21 protein-coding genes and 3 tRNA genes are annotated in these 18334 nt (G+C 57.6%); 10 read left to right on the forward strand and 14 right to left on the reverse strand.

The genetic code is table 11. The features are described 5' to 3' along the window. Positions 1-143: 143 nt before the first annotated feature. From FYJ85_RS05130 to FYJ85_RS05155, 6 genes are all read right to left on the reverse strand, one after another. The gene (locus FYJ85_RS05130) at positions 144-1280 is read right to left on the reverse strand and encodes a hypothetical protein (protein WP_154417183.1); all 1137 of its coding nucleotides are present in this window, start codon (positions 1278-1280) and stop codon (positions 144-146) included. Between the two features lie 124 nt (positions 1281-1404). Next, positions 1405-2592, reverse strand: coding sequence for a hypothetical protein (locus tag FYJ85_RS05135; RefSeq protein ID WP_154417184.1), 1188 nt, complete (start codon positions 2590-2592; stop codon positions 1405-1407). Next, positions 2589-2885: a helix-turn-helix transcriptional regulator gene (locus tag FYJ85_RS05140; protein ID WP_154417185.1), complete on the reverse strand. Its 297-nt coding sequence runs from the start codon at positions 2883-2885 to the stop codon at positions 2589-2591. Before FYJ85_RS05140 ends, FYJ85_RS05135 begins: the two co-directional genes overlap by 4 nt. A 531-nt stretch (positions 2886-3416) precedes the next feature. Continuing rightward, a complete protein-coding gene (locus FYJ85_RS05145; protein ID WP_154417186.1) occupies positions 3417-4145 on the reverse strand; it encodes a DUF932 domain-containing protein in 729 nt (242 codons plus the stop codon). A gap of 1 nt (position 4146) precedes the next feature. Next, positions 4147-4965 (reverse strand): RecB family exonuclease, encoded by an 819-nt coding sequence (locus FYJ85_RS05150; RefSeq protein WP_154417187.1) that lies wholly within the window; start codon positions 4963-4965, stop codon positions 4147-4149. Next, positions 4950-5381, reverse strand: a complete 432-nt coding sequence (locus tag FYJ85_RS05155; protein ID WP_154417188.1) for a hypothetical protein — start codon at positions 5379-5381, stop codon at positions 4950-4952. The genes FYJ85_RS05150 and FYJ85_RS05155 overlap by 16 nt, the downstream gene beginning before the upstream one ends. 66 nt (positions 5382-5447) lie before the next feature. Between FYJ85_RS05155 and FYJ85_RS05160 the strand changes: the two genes are divergently transcribed. Beyond that, entirely contained in the window at positions 5448-5729 is a 282-nt protein-coding gene (locus FYJ85_RS05160; protein ID WP_106053551.1) for a BrnT family toxin, read from the forward strand. A gap of 1 nt (position 5730) precedes the next feature. After that, positions 5731-5940 (forward strand): BrnA antitoxin family protein, encoded by a 210-nt coding sequence (locus tag FYJ85_RS05165; protein WP_106052074.1) that lies wholly within the window; start codon positions 5731-5733, stop codon positions 5938-5940. Between the two features lie 6 nt (positions 5941-5946). Here FYJ85_RS05165 and FYJ85_RS05170 read toward each other — a convergent pair whose 3' ends face one another. The 6 genes from FYJ85_RS05170 to FYJ85_RS05195 all read right to left on the reverse strand — a co-directional run bounded on the left by FYJ85_RS05170 (position 5947) and on the right by FYJ85_RS05195 (position 9137). After that, positions 5947-7290 carry a beta clamp domain-containing protein gene (locus tag FYJ85_RS05170; protein WP_154417189.1) on the reverse strand — a complete coding sequence of 448 codons (1344 nt, stop codon included), beginning with the start codon at positions 7288-7290 and terminating at the stop codon, positions 5947-5949. Between the two features lie 20 nt (positions 7291-7310). Further along, the gene (locus tag FYJ85_RS05175) at positions 7311-7646 is read right to left on the reverse strand and encodes a hypothetical protein (protein WP_154417190.1); all 336 of its coding nucleotides are present in this window, start codon (positions 7644-7646) and stop codon (positions 7311-7313) included. Beyond that, positions 7643-8359: a hypothetical protein gene (locus FYJ85_RS05180; RefSeq protein WP_154417191.1), complete on the reverse strand. Its 717-nt coding sequence runs from the start codon at positions 8357-8359 to the stop codon at positions 7643-7645. The genes FYJ85_RS05175 and FYJ85_RS05180 overlap by 4 nt, the downstream gene beginning before the upstream one ends. 489 nt (positions 8360-8848) lie before the next feature. After that, positions 8849-8933 (reverse strand) — tRNA-Tyr (locus FYJ85_RS05185). Positions 8934-8939: 6 nt separating this feature from the next. Further along, a tRNA-Gly gene (locus FYJ85_RS05190) sits at positions 8940-9013 on the reverse strand. Positions 9014-9051: 38 nt separating this feature from the next. Next, positions 9052-9137: transfer RNA gene (locus FYJ85_RS05195), tRNA-Leu, on the reverse strand. Between the two features lie 201 nt (positions 9138-9338). Here FYJ85_RS05195 and recJ point away from each other — a divergent pair. The 4 genes from recJ to FYJ85_RS05215 all read left to right on the forward strand — a co-directional run bounded on the left by recJ (position 9339) and on the right by FYJ85_RS05215 (position 14045). Further along, positions 9339-11048, forward strand: coding sequence for a single-stranded-DNA-specific exonuclease RecJ (gene recJ, locus FYJ85_RS05200; RefSeq protein WP_154417192.1), 1710 nt, complete (start codon positions 9339-9341; stop codon positions 11046-11048). Positions 11049-11246: 198 nt separating this feature from the next. Beyond that, entirely contained in the window at positions 11247-12266 is a 1020-nt protein-coding gene (locus FYJ85_RS05205) for a TRAP transporter substrate-binding protein (protein WP_106054623.1), read from the forward strand. After that, a complete protein-coding gene (locus FYJ85_RS05210; protein ID WP_154417193.1) occupies positions 12266-12751 on the forward strand; it encodes a TRAP transporter small permease in 486 nt (161 codons plus the stop codon). Before FYJ85_RS05205 ends, FYJ85_RS05210 begins: the two co-directional genes overlap by 1 nt. Then, positions 12744-14045 carry a TRAP transporter large permease gene (locus FYJ85_RS05215; protein WP_154417194.1) on the forward strand — a complete coding sequence of 434 codons (1302 nt, stop codon included), beginning with the start codon at positions 12744-12746 and terminating at the stop codon, positions 14043-14045. Before FYJ85_RS05210 ends, FYJ85_RS05215 begins: the two co-directional genes overlap by 8 nt. Before the next feature lie 248 nt (positions 14046-14293). Here the strand turns inward: FYJ85_RS05215 and speE are convergent, their stop codons facing one another. Together speE and FYJ85_RS05225 are read right to left on the reverse strand one after the other, a co-directional pair. Beyond that, on the reverse strand, positions 14294-15127 hold the full coding sequence (gene speE / locus FYJ85_RS05220) for a polyamine aminopropyltransferase (protein ID WP_106054620.1): 834 nt from the start codon (positions 15125-15127) through the stop codon (positions 14294-14296). Between the two features lie 15 nt (positions 15128-15142). Continuing rightward, entirely contained in the window at positions 15143-16591 is a 1449-nt protein-coding gene (locus FYJ85_RS05225) for an amidophosphoribosyltransferase (protein ID WP_154417195.1), read from the reverse strand. A gap of 36 nt (positions 16592-16627) precedes the next feature. Between FYJ85_RS05225 and FYJ85_RS05230 the strand changes: the two genes are divergently transcribed. From FYJ85_RS05230 to rpsK, 4 genes are all read left to right on the forward strand, one after another. After that, positions 16628-17029 (forward strand): hypothetical protein, encoded by a 402-nt coding sequence (locus tag FYJ85_RS05230; RefSeq protein ID WP_106054618.1) that lies wholly within the window; start codon positions 16628-16630, stop codon positions 17027-17029. Between the two features lie 89 nt (positions 17030-17118). Further along, positions 17119-17235: a 50S ribosomal protein L36 gene (rpmJ, locus tag FYJ85_RS05235; protein ID WP_106054617.1), complete on the forward strand. Its 117-nt coding sequence runs from the start codon at positions 17119-17121 to the stop codon at positions 17233-17235. A 41-nt stretch (positions 17236-17276) separates the two neighbouring features. Next, complete coding sequence (gene rpsM, locus FYJ85_RS05240; protein WP_106054616.1) at positions 17277-17675, forward strand: 30S ribosomal protein S13; 399 nt, start codon at positions 17277-17279, stop codon at positions 17673-17675. 102 nt (positions 17676-17777) lie between these two features. Then, a complete protein-coding gene (rpsK, locus tag FYJ85_RS05245; RefSeq protein WP_106054615.1) occupies positions 17778-18224 on the forward strand; it encodes a 30S ribosomal protein S11 in 447 nt (148 codons plus the stop codon). The last annotated feature ends 110 nt before the right edge of the window (positions 18225-18334 follow it).

Below are 18334 nucleotides of genomic sequence, written 5' to 3' on the forward strand. Positions count from 1 at the left end.
TAAATGGAATCTCTCCGGTGTGGATTTTGTCACGCGCCTCAAGACCAATGCGACCTACGACATCCCGGAATACGACGTCAAGCAATATCCCGGAACCGTTTTGAGCGATGAAGTCATTTTTCTGCGTAGTTCGCAAGTGCAAACTAAAACATAGAGGCTGATGTGGCCAGTCGCTTCTTTTCCTCAAAGTTTTCCGAAAACTGCACAGGGGGGCCGGCTATTCTCTTCCCGTTTTTTGCACAAAGTGCAGAAGAACCAAAATAATTTGAGTTGGGGTCCTCCCGAAGGGCCAGCAAATCGCGCTGGAAGGCCTTCTCATCGGTCTCGGCGAATTTGGGTACTCTGACACGGGTCGCCTTGATGGACATCACTGTGATCGCCAGAGAGCGGCTTTTATCCAGGGTGTAGTAGTACAGGTCCGATTCCCGCATCCCGGTATGGGGAACCATCACGTCACCGGCACGGGGCCTGACGTAGTTGATGGGAATGACGACCAGCCCCGGTGTCTCCCGCAATCCCTGATGGTTCATGATCTCCAGACGGGCGAACCCGGCCCCGCCGTTGTCGTACGTGAAGGCGTCGGCCCCGGTTCCCCGTATCCAGTCCATGATCTCGTTCGCTTCATCGGTAGGAGTGACGCCGTGCTTGATGCGCTTCCCGTACAGCACGTCGATCAGGTCCGAATCCCGCCGCAGCCCCAGCACGGCATACGCGGTGTACGAATCGCTGACCATGGAACCGCCTGACCAGTCCACTGCAACCGTGATGTACGAGTACAGGTGCTTCAGTCCGCGCACATCAGCCGGACGCTGCACGGAGATGTCGTGAGTGGCCTTCTGCAGGTCGGACATGGTCAATGGGCTGGTGGCTGCATCGTAGGGCCACCCGAACACTTCGTTGTACAGCGCCAGCGGCGCATAGTTCTCGATCTTGTCCAGCAGCCTGTTCCACTTGGCCTGCGACAGGATGTGCAGCGGATGGACGGTCTGCGAGATGTGATATCCGGGAAACGACAACTGGCGTTCCGGTCTGGCGTGCACGTAGCCGCCGTTCTTCGGAAACACCGGCTGTCCGCACTTGGCGCATACCGGGCCGCGCTTGCCGATCATCTTCAGCAGGTCCTGTTCCGGGTTCGGGATGTTGAACTTGTTGCAGTGCTCGCAGCGGATCACCCACTCGGCCTGGCTGGAGCGGTTCCACAGCAATGCTAATGTTGTGTCGGTGGTTTTGGGTGTGCCGGTGTACCGGGCGAAGCCCCAGAAAATCGAGGCCGACATCATCTCGTTACCGATGTCAAGGAACTCGTACTCAATGTCCTGACTCTCGTATTTTGTTTTCTCTTGAAAAAATCCCCGCAGAGTAGTTCGGCTCTGCGGGGATGACACCGTTGCTCAGCGGCCAGAATCAGCCCTGACTGCTCTCCGGCTTCTGCGGCTCGTTCGGCACATTGGCTGCGAGAGCGGCACGGAGAGCGGCCCGTCTTTTGCGCAGATAGGCGGCTTCCTTCGCTCTGACTTCAGGCCTCTTACGGCGTTCCCGGGCCATCGCCAATTTCTTCTGGTATCGTTCCGGGTCCGCCTTCTTCCGTTCGTAGTAACGCCTCCGTTCCTCTTTCAGCTTGGCTTCATGATCAGGATCACCTTTCAGCCTCTTACGGCGTTCCCGTCTATAGGCATTGATCCTTTCCCGGTTCTCTGCCCGGTAGCGGGCTGCATATTCATTCAGCTCCTGCCGCTTTTCCGGCGACAAAGTACGGTATGCTTCACGGGCTCTGGCATTGATCTCTTCGCGGTGGGCTTTTTTCCATTCCCGTGCTTTTTCACTGAAGTGCTCTTTATTCTTCAGCCAGTATTCGCGATTATGCTGTTTTCTGCCGACCTCCGCACACTCCGGGGAGCACCAGTCGGAGTGCGTCATCGTGAATACCGTTCCGCAAACCGGGCAGGTCTTAGTGAGAATCTCAGTCTTGTAACGCATGGACTCATGAACATACGGAGTAATCAAAGCGGAGAGCTTCAGAAACGCTTCCTTGTTGAAACGCAGCACCCGGCCCTCTTTACCCGTGCTGGAGTGATGAACCGTCTGGATGATGCCGACAACGCCCCACTTCTCGGCCAGCCATTGCTGAAACAGTTCAACATCTTCCTTCGGGAAGGCGTGCATGGAGAGGTCGGCGGAATTGGTTCCCTTCTGTCGGCTGCCGTTGTCCATTATCATCCAGGCCAGCGCAATCGGATGCGTAATCAATTCCAGATACTCCGGAGTGATACGCTTCCGTTTGTCGGAATAACAGAGCTGCCGCAGCAGGAAATACAGATGCGTCGCCTTCAGAGAGAGGCAGCTCCATTCTTCTCCGTAACCGGGGTTGGGTTTCCGGCGCGGGAGATTGGTGGCGAATTTTTGCAGCGTTTCGTACTTGTGAAGACAGTATTCATGCTGTTTGCTGCTGTGGTTCCACTGAACACGGGCCGTCGTCGCCCCTGACGCGCCGATATATGCATCGGCGAGTATCGTGCCGAGCAACGCGTTAAACTGGAGGTCCGACATGTTGATTTTCCGGCTTTCGTTTACAATTTCTTCTTGGATGCTCATTTTTCAAACTCCTTCGTGTTCATTCCATAGTTGGCAAGGTGTTCCACCTCTCCCCTGTCAAATCGTACCTTTCTGGCGGTGATGTTGATTTGATGCAGCAATCCCTGATGGACATAAGAGCGCAGGGTTGGCCGGCTGATCTCCAACATTTTCATTGCTTCCCTGGCTGTGATGGGTGGCCCGGCCTTTGGGGGACGGCACGCTTTGAGAATCCGCTCCTTTTCCTCGGCAGTAATACCGGGATCTGAATTGAGAATCCCATTGATGGCGGTGATTAATTCAGTTCGAAGCATTTTACCTCCTTTTCTGAAGTTTTAATTGCCGGACCTATTTCCGGATCAATTTTTATGCTTCAAGAAAGCGGGAGCGGTAAAAATGAATAAAATTGAAAATAAAAGCTGCTATTACATAAAAAAAAGAGGAAGTTCTTGTGAAAAGAGCTTCCTCCCAAAAATCGCCTTGGTTTTTCGTCAATTTTTGGATTCCCAATTTTATACTTAAAGTATAAAATTGAATTTTCCTTATGACGTACCTTAAGTTTTCATGAGATAACTTCCCCGATTACCATTTTCAAATTCCCCCAAGCCAATCAGCCATAAATTCTATTACATCCGGATAAGGATTTTGATTTATGCGTCCGAAGCGTCCGGGCCAAAAAGCAGCCATTACAGCTCTTCATATCTAAAAAAAAGAAAACCGGCGAAGAGGTTTTGATTTCTCTTCGCCGGGATGCTTTGTACCTCCGGGGGCGCATCACTTTCCCGGAGGGGCTTCCGTTTGTCGCGCCGTTCGGCGCGTGGTGAGCCCGGCTGCAAGTGCCGTAGTTATTTCCATAAGGTCGGCGGCTGGCCGTCGAGTCCGAAGAGGCGTGTCAGTCCACGATAACAGACGTCAGCGCGGGCGGGGCTGTATTTCTTGGCGTTTTCGGTGAACGCATTCAACAGACTCCAGCGGGTCGGCTCGGCGAACTCTTCATGCTGCGGTTCTTTGAACTCCCTGAAGATCGGCAGAATGTCCGAGGAGTTAACGGCCCCGGCTTCTGCTGCTTTCACGATAGCGATACGGGCAGCATCTTCCCGAACGTACAGACACTTCAAATCCTCGGCCACAGTTTCAAGCGTCAGGAACTCCGTTTCGAGTTCTTCGACCGCTTCAAGGACAAGGCCGTTCAGCTCAATCCGCGAGGTATGCCGCCGCTTCAAAACCATGCTGCCGCCCAGCATGAGGTTGCTGCACACTTTTACACAAAGCCCCGCCGCCAGTCCAACCGCGATACTCTGATCGTGCGAATTACGGATGCCGATACACCGGCTCCATTCCGGCGAATGCGTTTTATTGATCCGCATGAATCCGAACATCCGCTGACCGTCACGGGCCAGGCCGTACTGTTCATCGAGAATCTGCCAGTTGTGCGCCTTGACCACATCGGTTACGGCGTCGATCACCTCACAGTGCGGTACCGGCTTCCAGCTCGCGGTAGCGGTCGGAGTCGGCACCAGTGCGATTTCGTCGCGCCCGACGAACTTTCCTTCACACATCGTCAATCCCATCATCTCACCTCCATTTCTTCAGATGCCACTGCCCGCAACGATCCCGATACGGACATTCGTTACAGGCGAACGATGTTTCATTCGGCAGGAACACGCCTTTGCTGATCGCGTACTGCGCCCGGTTCGCCAATGCCTCGAAGCGCCGGAAGTCATGAAAGCCGCGACTGGTGTAGTGGCTCTCACAACCCGGATTCTTTGTCTTGGTGATGACATCGAACCGAAAGAGCGGAGCCGTGCCGTTCTGCTTCTCATAGGCGTAGCTGAACACGGTCGCCTGCAAATCGCGATCGGCTTTCCCGGCAGGCCAGCGGCTCGCGGAGGTTTTCCAGTCCACGATACAGGCGTCCCGCCCATCCTGAACCACCAGATCGAACTCGCCGATCAGGGGCTTGTCCAAACCGGGAACGTCGATTCTGAACGCCTGGGCAACGCCCTTGATCGTGTAGTAATCCGACCAGTTCGCCAGCGCCGCATCCAGCATCTTCACGGCAAGATCGATCACCGTGTCGAAGTTCTCGCCTTCCTTGTAGATCAGGTTCGGCGTCGCCTCGGCTTCGATTTTGAACGCCTCTTCAAACCGGTCAACGATTTCATCACGGGTCAGCGAGCCGCCCATCATGCACTCCCACGCCTGAGCGGTCAACGCTGAATGAAACGCCTTGCCGAATGGTAAGCAGACCGAAGTCCGTTCGACCTCGGCCTGATCCACGTACCGGTACATGAATTGCGCCTGACAGATGTTGAGATACGTATTCAACGCCGAATACGACCAGTGCGGTTCCTGCCGCAGTTCATCGAGCGTCGCCATTACGCCGCCCTCCATTCGTCGATCTGATCCGAACACTGCTGCCGGGTCAGATGCTGGATGTCCGGCACCTGAAAACGGGCCGCGATCTGCTGCGGAGTGATGCCGCGCTGCCGGGCGAGATCAAGCAGATACGAAAGCTGTTTCGGGCTTGCCGGAACCTCGTTCTGACGTGCCCCTGACCTGCTGCGTTGAGAACCGTTTCGCGGTGCTCCGGCTGCCGGACGCCCGCCGTAATTCGCGGAAGTTTTTCCGTGCAATTCCGCTTCAACGGAGTTTCGTACCAAATCGAACGTTTCATGAATCCGGGTCTGCAACTGATCCGGGCTTAACCCGTCCGGCAGTTCCACTTCGACTGAAGCATGATAGCTCTGGCTGGAATATTCCTCTCCAGCCGGAACCTTCTTCGAATACGACGCATTGAGTTTCAACATTTTTTTCGATTTCCTATTGAAATATTTTGTATTTACGTTATATTGATACTGACGACGGAGGCGCGAATGAATTTTGAATGGGATGAAAATAAGGCGGCAACCAATCAGCAAAAACATGGAATCACTTTTCAGGAAGCTGCAACGGTATTTCAGGATGAAGATGCGCTGCAGATTTTTGATCCCGACCATTCGGAGGATGAAGACCGTTTCATCCTGTTGGGAATGAGTTCCATTTTGCGGATTTTAGTGGTCTGCCACTGTTATCGCGCCAATGACGATGTGATCCGGATCATTTCCGCACGGAAAGCAACCCGGAATGAAAGTTCCACCTACAAGAGGAGGAAATGAAATGAGAGCGGAATACGATTTTTCCAATGCAGTCAAAAACCCTTATGTGAAGCCCCGGAAAACAGCGGTGACAATCCGGCTTGACCCGGCGACCGTGGAGTATTTCAAATCGCTGGCAAGCGAAGTGTCACTGCCGTACCAGACGCTTATCAATTCGTTTTTGACCGACTGCGCCAAACGCAAGGTAAAACCGAATATCAAATGGAGCTGATGGACTTCAGATCGCCATTCTGATGCGTTCGATGGCGCGCTTTGCCTGAACGAACTCGCGCTCACGCTGCTTCTGCTGAAGCACGGCCTCTTTGACCTTGCGGGCCAGCAGCACCGATTCGTCGAGCAGCGTTCTGAGCTTGCCGCGCAGGTCCTCGATGGAGTGATTCAGCTCCTCCATCGGATTCATCGGCTCAGCAGCCTCCACGGATGCGGTTTCAGTGTGTTCGATGCGTTTGATGTTTTCCATTTTGCTTGTCTCCTTTTCAGGTTGATGTTTGGGCAATATGTGAATCGGCATGGCAAGATACCGGCCGCTGCCGCCCTCGGCGATGACCGGTATCCTGCCGTCCGAATGCGCCCGGAACTTCGTGTAGCCCTGCTGGAGCATCCGCAGCAGGATATACTTGTTGAGCGCCAGCACCGCGCGGGACTGAGCGCCGATCACCGTCGCCTTCAACCGCAGCTCCATATCCGGGAAGTTGTTCGGGATCACGGTAACGCCGCCCGGAACCACGTTCAGCTCAATGGCGTGAAACGGCTCATGGTCAGGAACCGTTTTCAGGAAGCCGGTCAACTGCGCCGCCTGTTCCGGGGTGAATGCAATCGCATAATTGAGCGCCGACGCTTCGGGAATCACCTTCCGCCACTCCGGATAGCTGCCGGACACTGCTTTGCCGCTCCAGAGAAAACCGCCGACTTCGATCTTGAAAAACTGAATGTCCTTCAGCTTCCAGACCGTCAGCGTTCCGGGAACCTCCGGCTTCGCGGTCAGCAGCGCCAACGGAAACGGCAGCGTGACCGGACTCTTCAACGTCCAGTCCAACGGCAGATGCAAAAGCTGTTTGCCATCCGTTGCGGCGATCCCCTCCGGACAGAGGTGAATCCCGCGCAACTGGTGCCGCGCCTCGTTACGGTTTACGAGCGGAGCCGCTTCGGACAGCAGCGCCGTGAAGTTTTCCGGCAGCGCCACTGTTTCCGCTTCGGCAGGAGCTGCCTCGGCCTCCGGCCAGTCGATGTTCAGCACGGGCAGAGCGTGCGTAACGATCTTCCGCCGACATTCGAGCTGTGCCGCAAAGCCGTCATTCAGTTCCATGAACGTAACTGTTCCGGCAGGATTCCGGGTGAGTTCCCGGAGCCTGGTGTAATGGACGGCATGCCTGAAGTCGACAGCGCCTTCCGCCGGGATCGTGACGGTAAGGCTCTCGTCCTGTGCGACCGTGCGCAAACTCAACTGCCCGTCGCGCGCTTCGAGCAATACGGCTTGATGCAGTTCGACGGGGGAAGTGCGAGTGATCAATTTCCCCAAAGCACTCAATGCTTCGGCCAACTTTTTTCCGGTAATCTTCATGCTCAATTCCTCCTATATGGTTATCGTTTGTTCCTTCTAAAACACAGCCGGACAATCAGGATGACGCCGCTCCCGATCAAAATATAGAACGCCACCTGAAACGGAAGCCGCAGCGGCGTGACGCAACTTGCGAATGCGTCGGGATTCTTACGGGCCACCGTCTGCAAGCCATTCTCCATGCCGTTACCGACTTTACTGGCCACAATGACGGTCCCGGCTGCCGCGCCTCCCGCCGCAATGTTCTGCCACGGAGTTTTTCGGACAAGTTCCCGTATCAGCGGCAGACGGGGCCGGGCGCGTCCGGCATAGGTCGGCGGCATCAACACCGCCAGAGCCAGCAGCAGAATCAACTTCATCGGCGCACCTCCTTCCGGCAGAGTTCCCGGCACTCCAAGATTGACTGATGAAGGACGGCGCTCAACTCCTGTGGGAGAGTGATCCGGGCCTGCCAGAGCTCGTAACCACACATAACCGTTCCGCCCGCCGCCATCATAAGCCCGGCGATGTCGCAGATCAGGAGCGGACCGTCCAGCGCGGCGCAGGCGGCTCCGCTTCCCCAGGAACCGGCAAGCGCGGCACAGCTCCCCGTCACCCGGTGGAACGCCGCAAGCGTCGGCTTCAGGAACAGCGATTCCAAGACCAGCCCTCCGGCAGCCTGCAGCGAGGCGTCCGCATATTCAGCCCCGGAGTTTTTCAGGCCGGTCAGAAACGCTGCCGTATTGAGGTCGAAGCCGTAGACCTGCGCACCGGCCCGGCAGGGCTGAAGGATGGGCCTCTCCAGTACCGTTTCCAGATACGGCTGCACCGATTCGGGCCGCCATACCATGAGGTACGCGAGGAAAGCCAGATTCCCTGCGCTGGAAAGTTCCTTCGCCGCCGCCGGGACGTTCGCGGCGGCCCGGTCGAAGTACGGCTTCGCCAGCCGGTCCAGTTCTTCCGGGGATGGCTGCCGTTGTTTCTCTTCCGGCAGGTGCCGGGGAATGAGTGATGCGCCCGCAAGCACGAGCGCGGCGAGCAATCCGGCAAGGACAATGCCGAATCCGAAACGGTTAAGGGTAGCTGAAGTCATGGAGCCTCCTGTTGGGGGGTTATGAATGGTAGTTTTCTCCTCCAACATATTGTGCCGCAAAAACGGCTGTTTTTAAGGAAAAATAACAGGGAAACGAGGGTGAATAGGATAATATCGATATAAAAAGCAATGTCGATACTCTGTTTATTCTTAATTTCCCCGGAAATTCCCGGGCTTAGGGCCTCAGCATTTCAAATGCGCAGCATTTGACTGATTGATCACCAAGATATTTATGATGCCGGAACGTTAGAGAGGATCAGCAGCAAATCGCAGATATCCTGACCTGGCAAAAGTTTCTCCTGACACATCAGGCGCCCCCTATTGGCGATATGCAGAATAGAACGCAGCAGCCCATCTATTCCCCTCAAATTTTTATCCGGGAATTATCCGGGAATTCATGATGACACGAGGTGAAATGGAGTGAAATCAGGAAACCAGACACAAAAAAACGAGCTACGATTTTTACTCGTAACTCGTTCATAATCAAGATGGTGGTGGGAGATGGATTCGAACCATCGAAGTCGGTGACAGCAGATTTACAGTCTGCCCCCTTTGGCCACTCGGGAATCCCACCAGTGTTTGGAGCGGGTAACGGGGGTCGAACCCGTATAACCAGCTTGGAAGGCTGGTGCACAGCCGTTATGCCATACCCGCATACAGTCGACACGGCCGTTTTACCGTACCGAAAAAAATGGTGCCGTCGGAGGGAGTTGAACCCTCACTCCGATGAAAGAACTAGGACCTGAACCTAGCGCGTCTGCCATTCCGCCACGACGGCACTGCAATCAACCTTCGAGCTTATCCCGCAGGAAAGGATCTTCCTTACTCGCAGTTCAGCTTCGATATAACCTAATGTACATGTATTTTTTTAAATTGCAACCCCCTCCCCTCAGAAAAAATCAAAAAAAGATTTTTTTATCTTGGACATATCCCCTTTTCGGCGCTATTGTATAAAATGAATTAATTCGGAAAGAGAAACATGGGTGTAAAAAATTGGAAACTTGCCGGGAATAATCTGGATCCTCTCGTCGATGCGATACAGCGCAAATTCGCTCTGCCTCGCCCGATCGCCCTCTTCTTTGCCGCACGAGGCATCAAGGAAGAGGAAGTCCAGGATTTTCTGAATCCGCGTCTCGCCAACCTCAGCGACCCTTACCGGTTCCCCGGTATTCAGGATGCCGCCAAACGGTTGTGGGACGCCATCGCCAACAAAGAAACCATTCTGATCCACGGCGACTACGACACTGACGGCATTACCGCCAGCGCTCTGCTCGCCCTCGTCCTGCGGCAGAACGGCGCAGATGTCCACTCGTTCATTCCGCACCGGTTCGACGACGGGTACGGCTTCACGCCGGAATCGCTCCAGAAGGCGCTCGACACCTTCGGACCCGCCAGCGTGCTCGTCACCGTCGACTGCGGCATCACCAGCTGCAACGCCGTCGACGAGGCCGTGCGCCGCGGCATCGACGTCATCGTCACCGACCATCACGAGGCCGGACAGCAGCTGCCGAACGCCATCGCGATCATCAACCCGAAGGTCTATCCCGAACTCGAAGACCTCCAGCTCCTCGCCGGAGCCGGAGCCGCCTTCAAGCTCTCTCACGCCTTCATCAAATACGGGCGCGAACACAATCTCGGCGGATTCCAGACCCGGCTCGAAGAGGTGCTCGACTATGTCGCCCTCGGAACCGTCGCCGATATCGTTCCGCTCCTCGGCGAAAACCGGATCATGGTCAAATACGGCATCGAAGCGCTGCGGCGGCAGATTCGCCCCGGTGTCCGGGCCCTGATCGAAAGTTCGAAGCTGCGCTCCGAGCTGACCCCGGCCGACATCACTTTCCGCATGGCGCCGCGCATCAACGCCGCCGGCAGGGTCGGCGATGCGAACGTCGCGCTGCAGCTGCTTGAATCCGAGCATATCGTCGACGCCTACAAGTGCGCCTCGCAGCTCGAGTCGTTCAACCGCATCCGGCAGGAGAAGGAGCAGGAGATCTACCAGGAAGCCTGCGAGCAGATCGAGCGCAACCTCGCCTGGCAGAGCGACTATTCGCTGCTTGTCGCCGGGCGCGACTGGCATCAGGGCGTCATCGGAATCGTCGCCTCGCGCCTGGCGCGCGACTACAATCGGCCGACCATCGTGCTGACCATTCAGGGCGACGTCGCCTACGGCTCCGGCCGCAGCGTCGCCTGCCTGAACCTCGTCGAAGTGCTGAGCCACACGGCGGATCTGCTCGACCGGTACGGCGGCCACCCGATGGCGGTCGGAATCGGGCTCAAGGCCGACCGCATCGCGGATTTCTTCGACGCGATGGATCGGGAGATCCGCAAGCAGATCTCCTCGGCCGATCTCGAGGACGTGATCCGCTACGACGGAGAAGCCCAGCTGCATGAGCTGACTCCGGAATTCTTCAAATACCTGGCGCTGCTTTCGCCATTCGGCCACAGCAACGTCAAACCGGTCTACCGGTTCAACGAGGTGCAGATCGTCCGCTGTTCGACGGTCGGCGGTTCGCACACCCGCGGGCTGCTGCGCAGCCGCACCGGGCAGAGCGATTTCATCGCATTCAACCGCCCGAGCTCGAAATTCTACGGAAAAACCCTCGATATTCTCGCCACGCCGCAGCTCAACGTGCATCAGGGAGTCGAGATTCCGCAGCTCAACATCATCGACGTGCGCGAGGTGTACTGAGCAGAAAAGCACTTCAACGCGCCGCCTCTCCGCCTGCCGGAGAAGCGGCGTTTTTCGTGTCTCCAGGCTGAAAAAACGGCAAAACTGCGGAAATCTCCCGGATTCCCCGTTGACAAGGCGGCGCCGCTGCGGTTATATTAGAGAGGTAGTGAACTGCGGCATGACCCCGGTCTGCCGGTCTCATGGAAGGAATCCGTTATGTCCAGACCGTTTTCACCATTGACATCGCAACTGGTCGGGGGAACCCTGATCGCCGTGCTGCTGCTGTCGCTCGGTTATGCGTGGCACGTCCGTTCGTCCCTGCGCGGAACCGCAGACGGGAGCGCGCGAATCCTGAAGCTCGGGCACGGACTTCCGACCGACCACCCGGTGCATATGGCGATGAGCCGGATGGCGGAACGGGTGCATGAACTCTCCGGCGGAAAACTCGAAATCCAGATTTATCCGTCCGGCATGATCGGTTCCGAGGCCGAGTGCCTCAAACAGGTGCAGAACAACCAGATCGACCTCTCCAAAACCTCGACGGCCGTGCTGGAGTCGAGTGTGCCGGAGATCGTCGCCTTCAGCGTACCGTATCTTTTCCGCGACGGGGAACACTTCTGGAAGGTTATGAACGGGCCGATCGGGCGCAAAGTCGGCGACATGCTCCCCGGCATGCGCGGACTCGCCTACTACGACGCGGGGCTGCGCAGCTTCTACACCACCCGCAAACCCATCCGCAAGGCCGACGATGTGAAAGGGCTGAAGATCCGGACTCAGCAGAGCCGCTGCGCGATGGATATGGTCAGCAGTTTCGGCGGCGCGCCGACGCCGATTCCGTGGGGCGAGCTTTACACCGCCCTCTCGCAGGGAACCGTGGACGGAGCCGAAAACAACCTGCCGAGCTTCGATACCGGGCGCCATATGGAGGTCTGCAGATACTTCACCTTCAGCGAACACTCCCGCGTGCCGGACATGCTGGTCATCAGCCGGGCGACCTGGGAGTCGCTGACGCCGCAGCAGCAGGAGTGGATCGAAAAGGCCGCCGCGGAATCCAGCCTCTACCAGCGCGAACTCTGGATCGAATCCGAAAAGCAGGCGCGCCGCAAAGCCGAAGAGCTCGGCGTCGAATTCATCGACGTCGACCGGAAGGAGTTCGCGGAAAAGATGAAACCGCTCTACGACGGGCTCCCGCCGGAAACCGCGGCGCTGGTCCGTGAAATCGAAGAGGTGAAATAATGCTGCGAACCATGAAGAAACATGCGCTGCGGCTGCTGAATTTCCTGCTGGCGGCTGCGGTCGGCGCGCTTGTGATCGACGTGCTGCTCGGCGTTGCGTCGCGCTACCTCTGGGGCGCGCAGATCAAGTGGACCGAAGAGCTTGCGACCGTTCTCCTGGTCTGGGTCAGCTTTCTCGGCATCGCCGCGGCGTTCGAGGCGCGCGCTCATCTCGGGATCGACATCCTGGCCGAGCGCTTTTCGGGCGGAGTGAAACCGAAAATGACGCTGTTCATCCATATCGTAACGCTGCTCTTCGTGCTGATCGTCTTCGAAGTCGGCGGAATCAAGCTGGTGCTGCAGGCGATCCGGCACTGGAACGTGCTTCCGGCGCTTCAGGTGTCGGACGTGGTCCAGTTCCTGCCGCTGCCGGTCAGCGGGCTCTTCATTCTTCTCTTCGAATGCTGCAACCTGAAAGACGACCTCAGGAGGAAATCAGATGAGTGATGTCGCCATTGTCCTTGTCGTCGTATTCCTGACGCTTCTGCTGAGCAACGTTCCCGTCGCGGTGGCGATCGGAACCGCGACGCTCGCGGCGGTTTTCGCCAACGGCGGCATGGCTTCGAGCGAAATGATCGTGGCGGACCGCATGGTCAACGGCGTAAGCTCGTTTTCCCTGCTGGCAATTCCGTTCTTCGTGCTCTCCGGCATCCTGATGGGACGCGGCGGAATGGCGCGGCGGCTCATTGATTTCGCCGGGGCACTGGTCGGCCGCTTTCCGGGCGGGCTAGCCTATGTGAACACGCTGACCTGCATGCTGTTCGGCTCGATTTCGGGCTCGGCCACAGCCGCGGTGTCAAGCGTCGGCGGTTTTATGATTCCGGAGATGAACCGCAAAGGCTACAACCGCGAATTCAACGTGGCGGTCACCACAACCGCCGCCACGACCGGACTCATCATCCCGCCGTCGAACATCATGATCGTCTATGCGGTGGCCTGCGGCACGGTCTCCATCGCCGCAATCTTCATCGCCGGGGTGATTCCGGGCATTCTGATGGGGCTCTGCATCATGGCGGTCTGCGTCGTCTACGCGCTCCGGCACGGCTACCGGGGCGGAGACAAAGCGCCGTTCGCCGTGATCTGGCTGACCTTCCGCCGCGCTTTCCTGAGCTTATTCCTGATGGTGGTCATCATCGGCGGCATTCTCGGCGGCATCTTCACCGCGACCGAGGCCGCCGCCGTGGCGGTCGCCTACTCGCTCGTCCTCGCACTCTTCGTCTACCGGGAGGTGAAATTCCGCGACCTGCCGGAAATCCTGCGCCAGACGGGCGTCACGACCGCGGTCGTCATGTTCCTGATCGCAGTGAGCTCCGCCATGAGCTGGATCATGACCATCTCCAACATTCCGCAGACGATCAGCTCCGGGCTGGTGGCAATCACGGAAAACCGGATCGTGCTGCTGCTGATCATCAATCTGCTGCTGCTGTTCGTCGGAACCTTCATGGACATGACGCCGGCGGTCCTGATCTTCACGCCGATCTTCCTGCCGGTGGTACGGAATCTCGGCATGAGCGACATCCAGTTCGGCATCATGATGATCGCGAATCTCTGCATCGGATTATGCACGCCGCCGGTCGGTTCCTGCCTGTTCCTCGGCTGCGGCATCGGCAAGACTTCCATCACCGCGGTAACCCGCCCGATGCTGCCGTTCTTCGGCGCAATGCTTTTCGCGCTGCTGCTGATCACCTTCATTCCGGCCCTCTCGATGTGGCTCCCGGATATCGCGGGACTGCTGAAATAACCGGAAACGCGCAAAGAGCAGCGAAATGAGCCTCGAAACCCGCTTGCAGCTCCCCCGTAGCAGTCTTCCGATGGAAGAGACGTTGCTGGAACGCATCAGGCGGAAATTCCGCTTGTTCCCGACGAATTCAAGGGCCGTCCGGCACCGAAGCGGGACAGAAAGCGCCGGCGGAACTCCGGGGACACTGCCGCCGCCCGCCGGATGTGACCGGCGCATCCGGCCCTGTCCGAATACGCCGTCCGCGCAAATCAGTCGAAGAGCCGTTTCACGAAAGACGGATTCGCGAACGCGGCCTCGTGAATCTTCGAGTTGTAATACCTGAGCTTCGCGGCCAACTCCGGCGGAACCGGGCGCGCCGGCGACGCGATGTCGTCGCGGTCGCCCGCCACGCAGGCGCCGATGGTTCCGGTCGGATAGGTCGGCACGAGGATCGACGCATAGCCGACCGACCGGAACACCTGCTCCGACACCTTATAGAGCCGCTGCACGATATCCGGCAGCAGATACGGCGATTCCGCCTGCGTCGCAATCACGCCGCCCGGACGCAGCGCTTTCTTCATGTCGCGGTAGAACTGCTCGCCGAACAGCGGCGCACCGGGACCGCCCGGATCGGTCGAATCGACGATGATCACGTCGTAATAGCCCGGCCTGTCCTTGATGAATTCGCTGCCGTCGGCGATATGAACCGCAACGCGCGGGTCGTCGTAGCCGCAGGAGACGTTCGGAAAAAACTTCTTCGCGGTCTCGATGACCTCCGCATCGATTTCGCAGATGTCCATGACCTCGAGCTCCGGATGCTTCCCCGCCTCACGCAGCACGCCGCCGTCGCCGCCGCCGACCACCAGCAGCCGCTTCGGATTCTCATGCGCGAAGAGCGGAATGTGGGCCAGCATCTCATGATAGGCGAACTCATCGAATTCGGTCAGCTGGATGATGCCGTCCAGCAGCAGCATGCGGCCGAGCTTCGAAGTCTGATAGACGTCGATCTTCTGGAATTCGGACCGCTTGCTGCACAACTCCTCCGTCACCTGAACCGTCATGCCGAAGCCGTTCATCGCCTCGGTCACCCAGAAATCAGCCATCTCGCGCCTCCTCTTCTATTCGAATTTCTCCGTGCTCATTTCAACATCGCGGCCGTTCCAGCAGTAGGTGCAGACCTTCGAGGGATCGACGCCGATCGCCTCGATCAGTTTTTCGAGCTTCTGGAACTTCAGCGTGTTCAGATTCAGCTCCTTGCGGATCTCCTCGACCATCGCGTAATACTTCGGCGAGCCGAACTCGAGATACCCCTCGATGATCTCGTCGGTGAGCTCGCGCTCCTCGAGCTTCGCAATCGCGCGCCGCGCCGCCAGGTCGAGCTCGCAGCGCGAACGCGAAAAGTTCAGGAATTTACAGCCGAACAGCAGCGGCGGGCAGGCCGAACGCATATGGACCGCCTTCGCACCGCGCTCGTACAGACGGATCACGGTATCCTTCAGCTGGGTGCCGCGCACGATCGAATCGTCGCAGAACAGCATGCGCTTGTTCTGGATCTCGGTCTGCACCGGGATCAGTTTCATGCGCGCAATCAGGTCGCGGACCGACTGGTTCTGCGGCATGAAGCTCCGCGGCCAGGTCGGAGTGTATTTGACGAAGCTGCGGCGATACGGCTTGCCGGCCGCGTTCGAGTAGCCGATCGCATGGGCGATGCCGGAATCCGGAATGCCGCAGACCGAATCGATCTCAGGAATCGTGTCATCCCTGTCGTCGGCCGCCATGCTTTCACCGTTGCGGTAGCGGGCCGACTCGGTGTTGATGCCTTCGTAGCTGCTGGACGGATATCCGTAGTAAACCCAGAAGAATGTGCAGATTTTCGTCGTGTCGCCCGGCGCGTGCTTCTGGATGACGCCCCCTTCGGTGATTTCGACGATCTCGCCGGGACCGAGCTCATGTTTCAGATGGTAATCGAGGTTCGGCAGCGCGGTCGTTTCCATGGTGACCGCGTATGCGCCGGTCTTTTCGCCGATCATGACCGGCGTGCGTCCGAAGCGGTCCCGGGCGGCGTAAACGCGCCCTTCGATCAGGACCAGGATCGAACACGACCCGTCGATCATGTGCTGCGCATACCGGATGCCTTCAACCAGCGTCTCCTTCCGGTTGATCAGCATGGCGACGATCTCGGTCGGATTCAGCTCTCCGTCGTTCGACTCCGAAAAATGGCTGACGCCGGACCGGAAGGCGGCGTCGGCGATCTCGTCGATATTGTTGATCTTCCCCACGGTCACGATCGCGAAATTGCCGAATTTGCTCGAAATGATGAGCGGCTGGTCTTCGTAATCGCTGATGATGCCGATCCCGGCGCGGCCGATGAACTTATCGATGTCGTCATCGAATTTCGAGCGGAACTGCGCATTCGTGATGTCGTGAATTCTGCGGGTGATGCGCCCTTCGCGGTCGCACACGGCAAGCCCGCCGCGTTTGGTTCCCAGGTGAGAGTGGTAGTCCGTTCCGTAGAAAAGGTCGCACACACAGTCATGGTCCGCGACGACGCCGAAAAATCCGCCCATGGTTAATCCCCGAAGCTTATGTTTTGATGATATTGCATGATTTCCATTTTCTCAAAAAACGATTCCATGAAACGGTTCCACCTCGGTTCATCCACAAAAAAACATATTCTTTCCGCATGGGAAACGGCGAAACCGCGCAAAATGCCAAACCGGACCGAATCGCGGCCGACAACAACGGCCATGTATTTAATTTACAGGCTGAAACCGTTTAAGTCAATCGAAAACCCGAAAAGGAACGACGGATTTTCTCCGGAACATGAAAAAATCGAAAAAAAACGGGGAAAACAGTCCGGAAACCTTGCATTTTCCGCCATGCGGAGATATTTTAAGAAATCAAAAATTATGCTGGAGCGTTTCCATATCGCATATTCCACCGCTCGTGGAGGCGTGACCGGCGAAAAGGTTGCAGGCTCGGCACCGCGGACCTCCTTCCGATAACGGCGAAACCGGAACTCGGGAGTGGGAAAGGGTACCTTGTTTGCGTTTTGTCGTATTTGGTATATGCTTCAAAAGTGGGGTAACGAGTTATGAAAGTCAGGGCATCGGTGAAGCGCAGATGCGAATTCTGCCAGATCATCAAGCGCAACGGCACGATCCGGGTCATCTGCTCCCGCGACGCGCGTCACAAGCAGCGTCAGGGCTGAATTTTAAAAGCGTCAATTTTAACGGATAGGAATAGACAGTTATGCCTCGTATCATTGGTGTTGACATCCCGGGCAACAAGCGCATCGCGTTCTCGCTGCGCTATCTCTACGGCATCGGGCCGGCCAAAGCGCTCGAAATCATCGAGAGGGTCCAGATTCCGGAAGACCTGAAGGCGAAAGACCTGACTCCGGATCAGATCGCCGCGATCACGAAAATCCTTCAGGACGACATCGTCGTGGAAGGCGATCTGCGCCGCATGCTGGCCGCGGACATCCGCCGCCTGCAGCAGATCAACTGCTACCGCGGCGTGCGCCACCGCCGCAGCCTGCCGGTCCGCGGCCAGCGCACGAAGACCAATGCGCGTACCCGCAAAGGCAAGAAGATCACGATCGGCGCGATCCGCGACAAAACCCAGCGCCGCCTGGCCGCCAAGGGCTGAGGAAGCCGTTCTCCGGGAGGCGGGCCGCATGAAACAAGCGGCCTGAGCACCGGACAGGTTCGATGAATTAGAGATCATTTTTAATCAGGAAAAATACAGAATATGGCTGAAGAAGTGAAAAACACCGAGGCTGCGGAAGTCGCGGCCGAAGCGCCGGTTGCCGCCGCGCCGGTCATCAAGCAGCGCGGCAAGAGCGGCCGCTTCATTCCGAGCGGTATCGCCTATGTGCTGGCGACGTTCAACAATACGAAAGTGACCTTCACCGATCTGCACGGCAACGTGCTCTGCTGGTCCACCGGCGGCAAGAACGGCTTCAAGGGCTCGCGCAAGAGCACGGCCTATGCCGCGCAGGTCATCGCCGGCGATGCGGCGAAGAAGGCTCAGCTCCTCGGCATGAAGGAAGTCGAAGTCCGGATCAAGGGACCGGGCGCGGGCCGCGAATCCGCGGTCCGCGGCATTGCGGCCGCCGGGCTTGAAATCAGCACGATCAAAGACATCACCCCTGTGCCGCACAACGGCTGCCGTCCTCCGAAACGCCGCCGGGTCTGACCCGATGGGTTCGGATGGGAGTTCCGGCCTGCGGCCTGAGGTTGCAGCACGGTTTCCCACCGTGCGGATGAATTGGAATCAGCCGCATTGCCGGACCTCTCCGGTGGTTC

Source organism: Victivallis lenta (genome assembly GCF_009695545.1).
Lineage (GTDB): Bacteria > Verrucomicrobiota > Lentisphaeria > Victivallales > Victivallaceae > Victivallis > Victivallis lenta.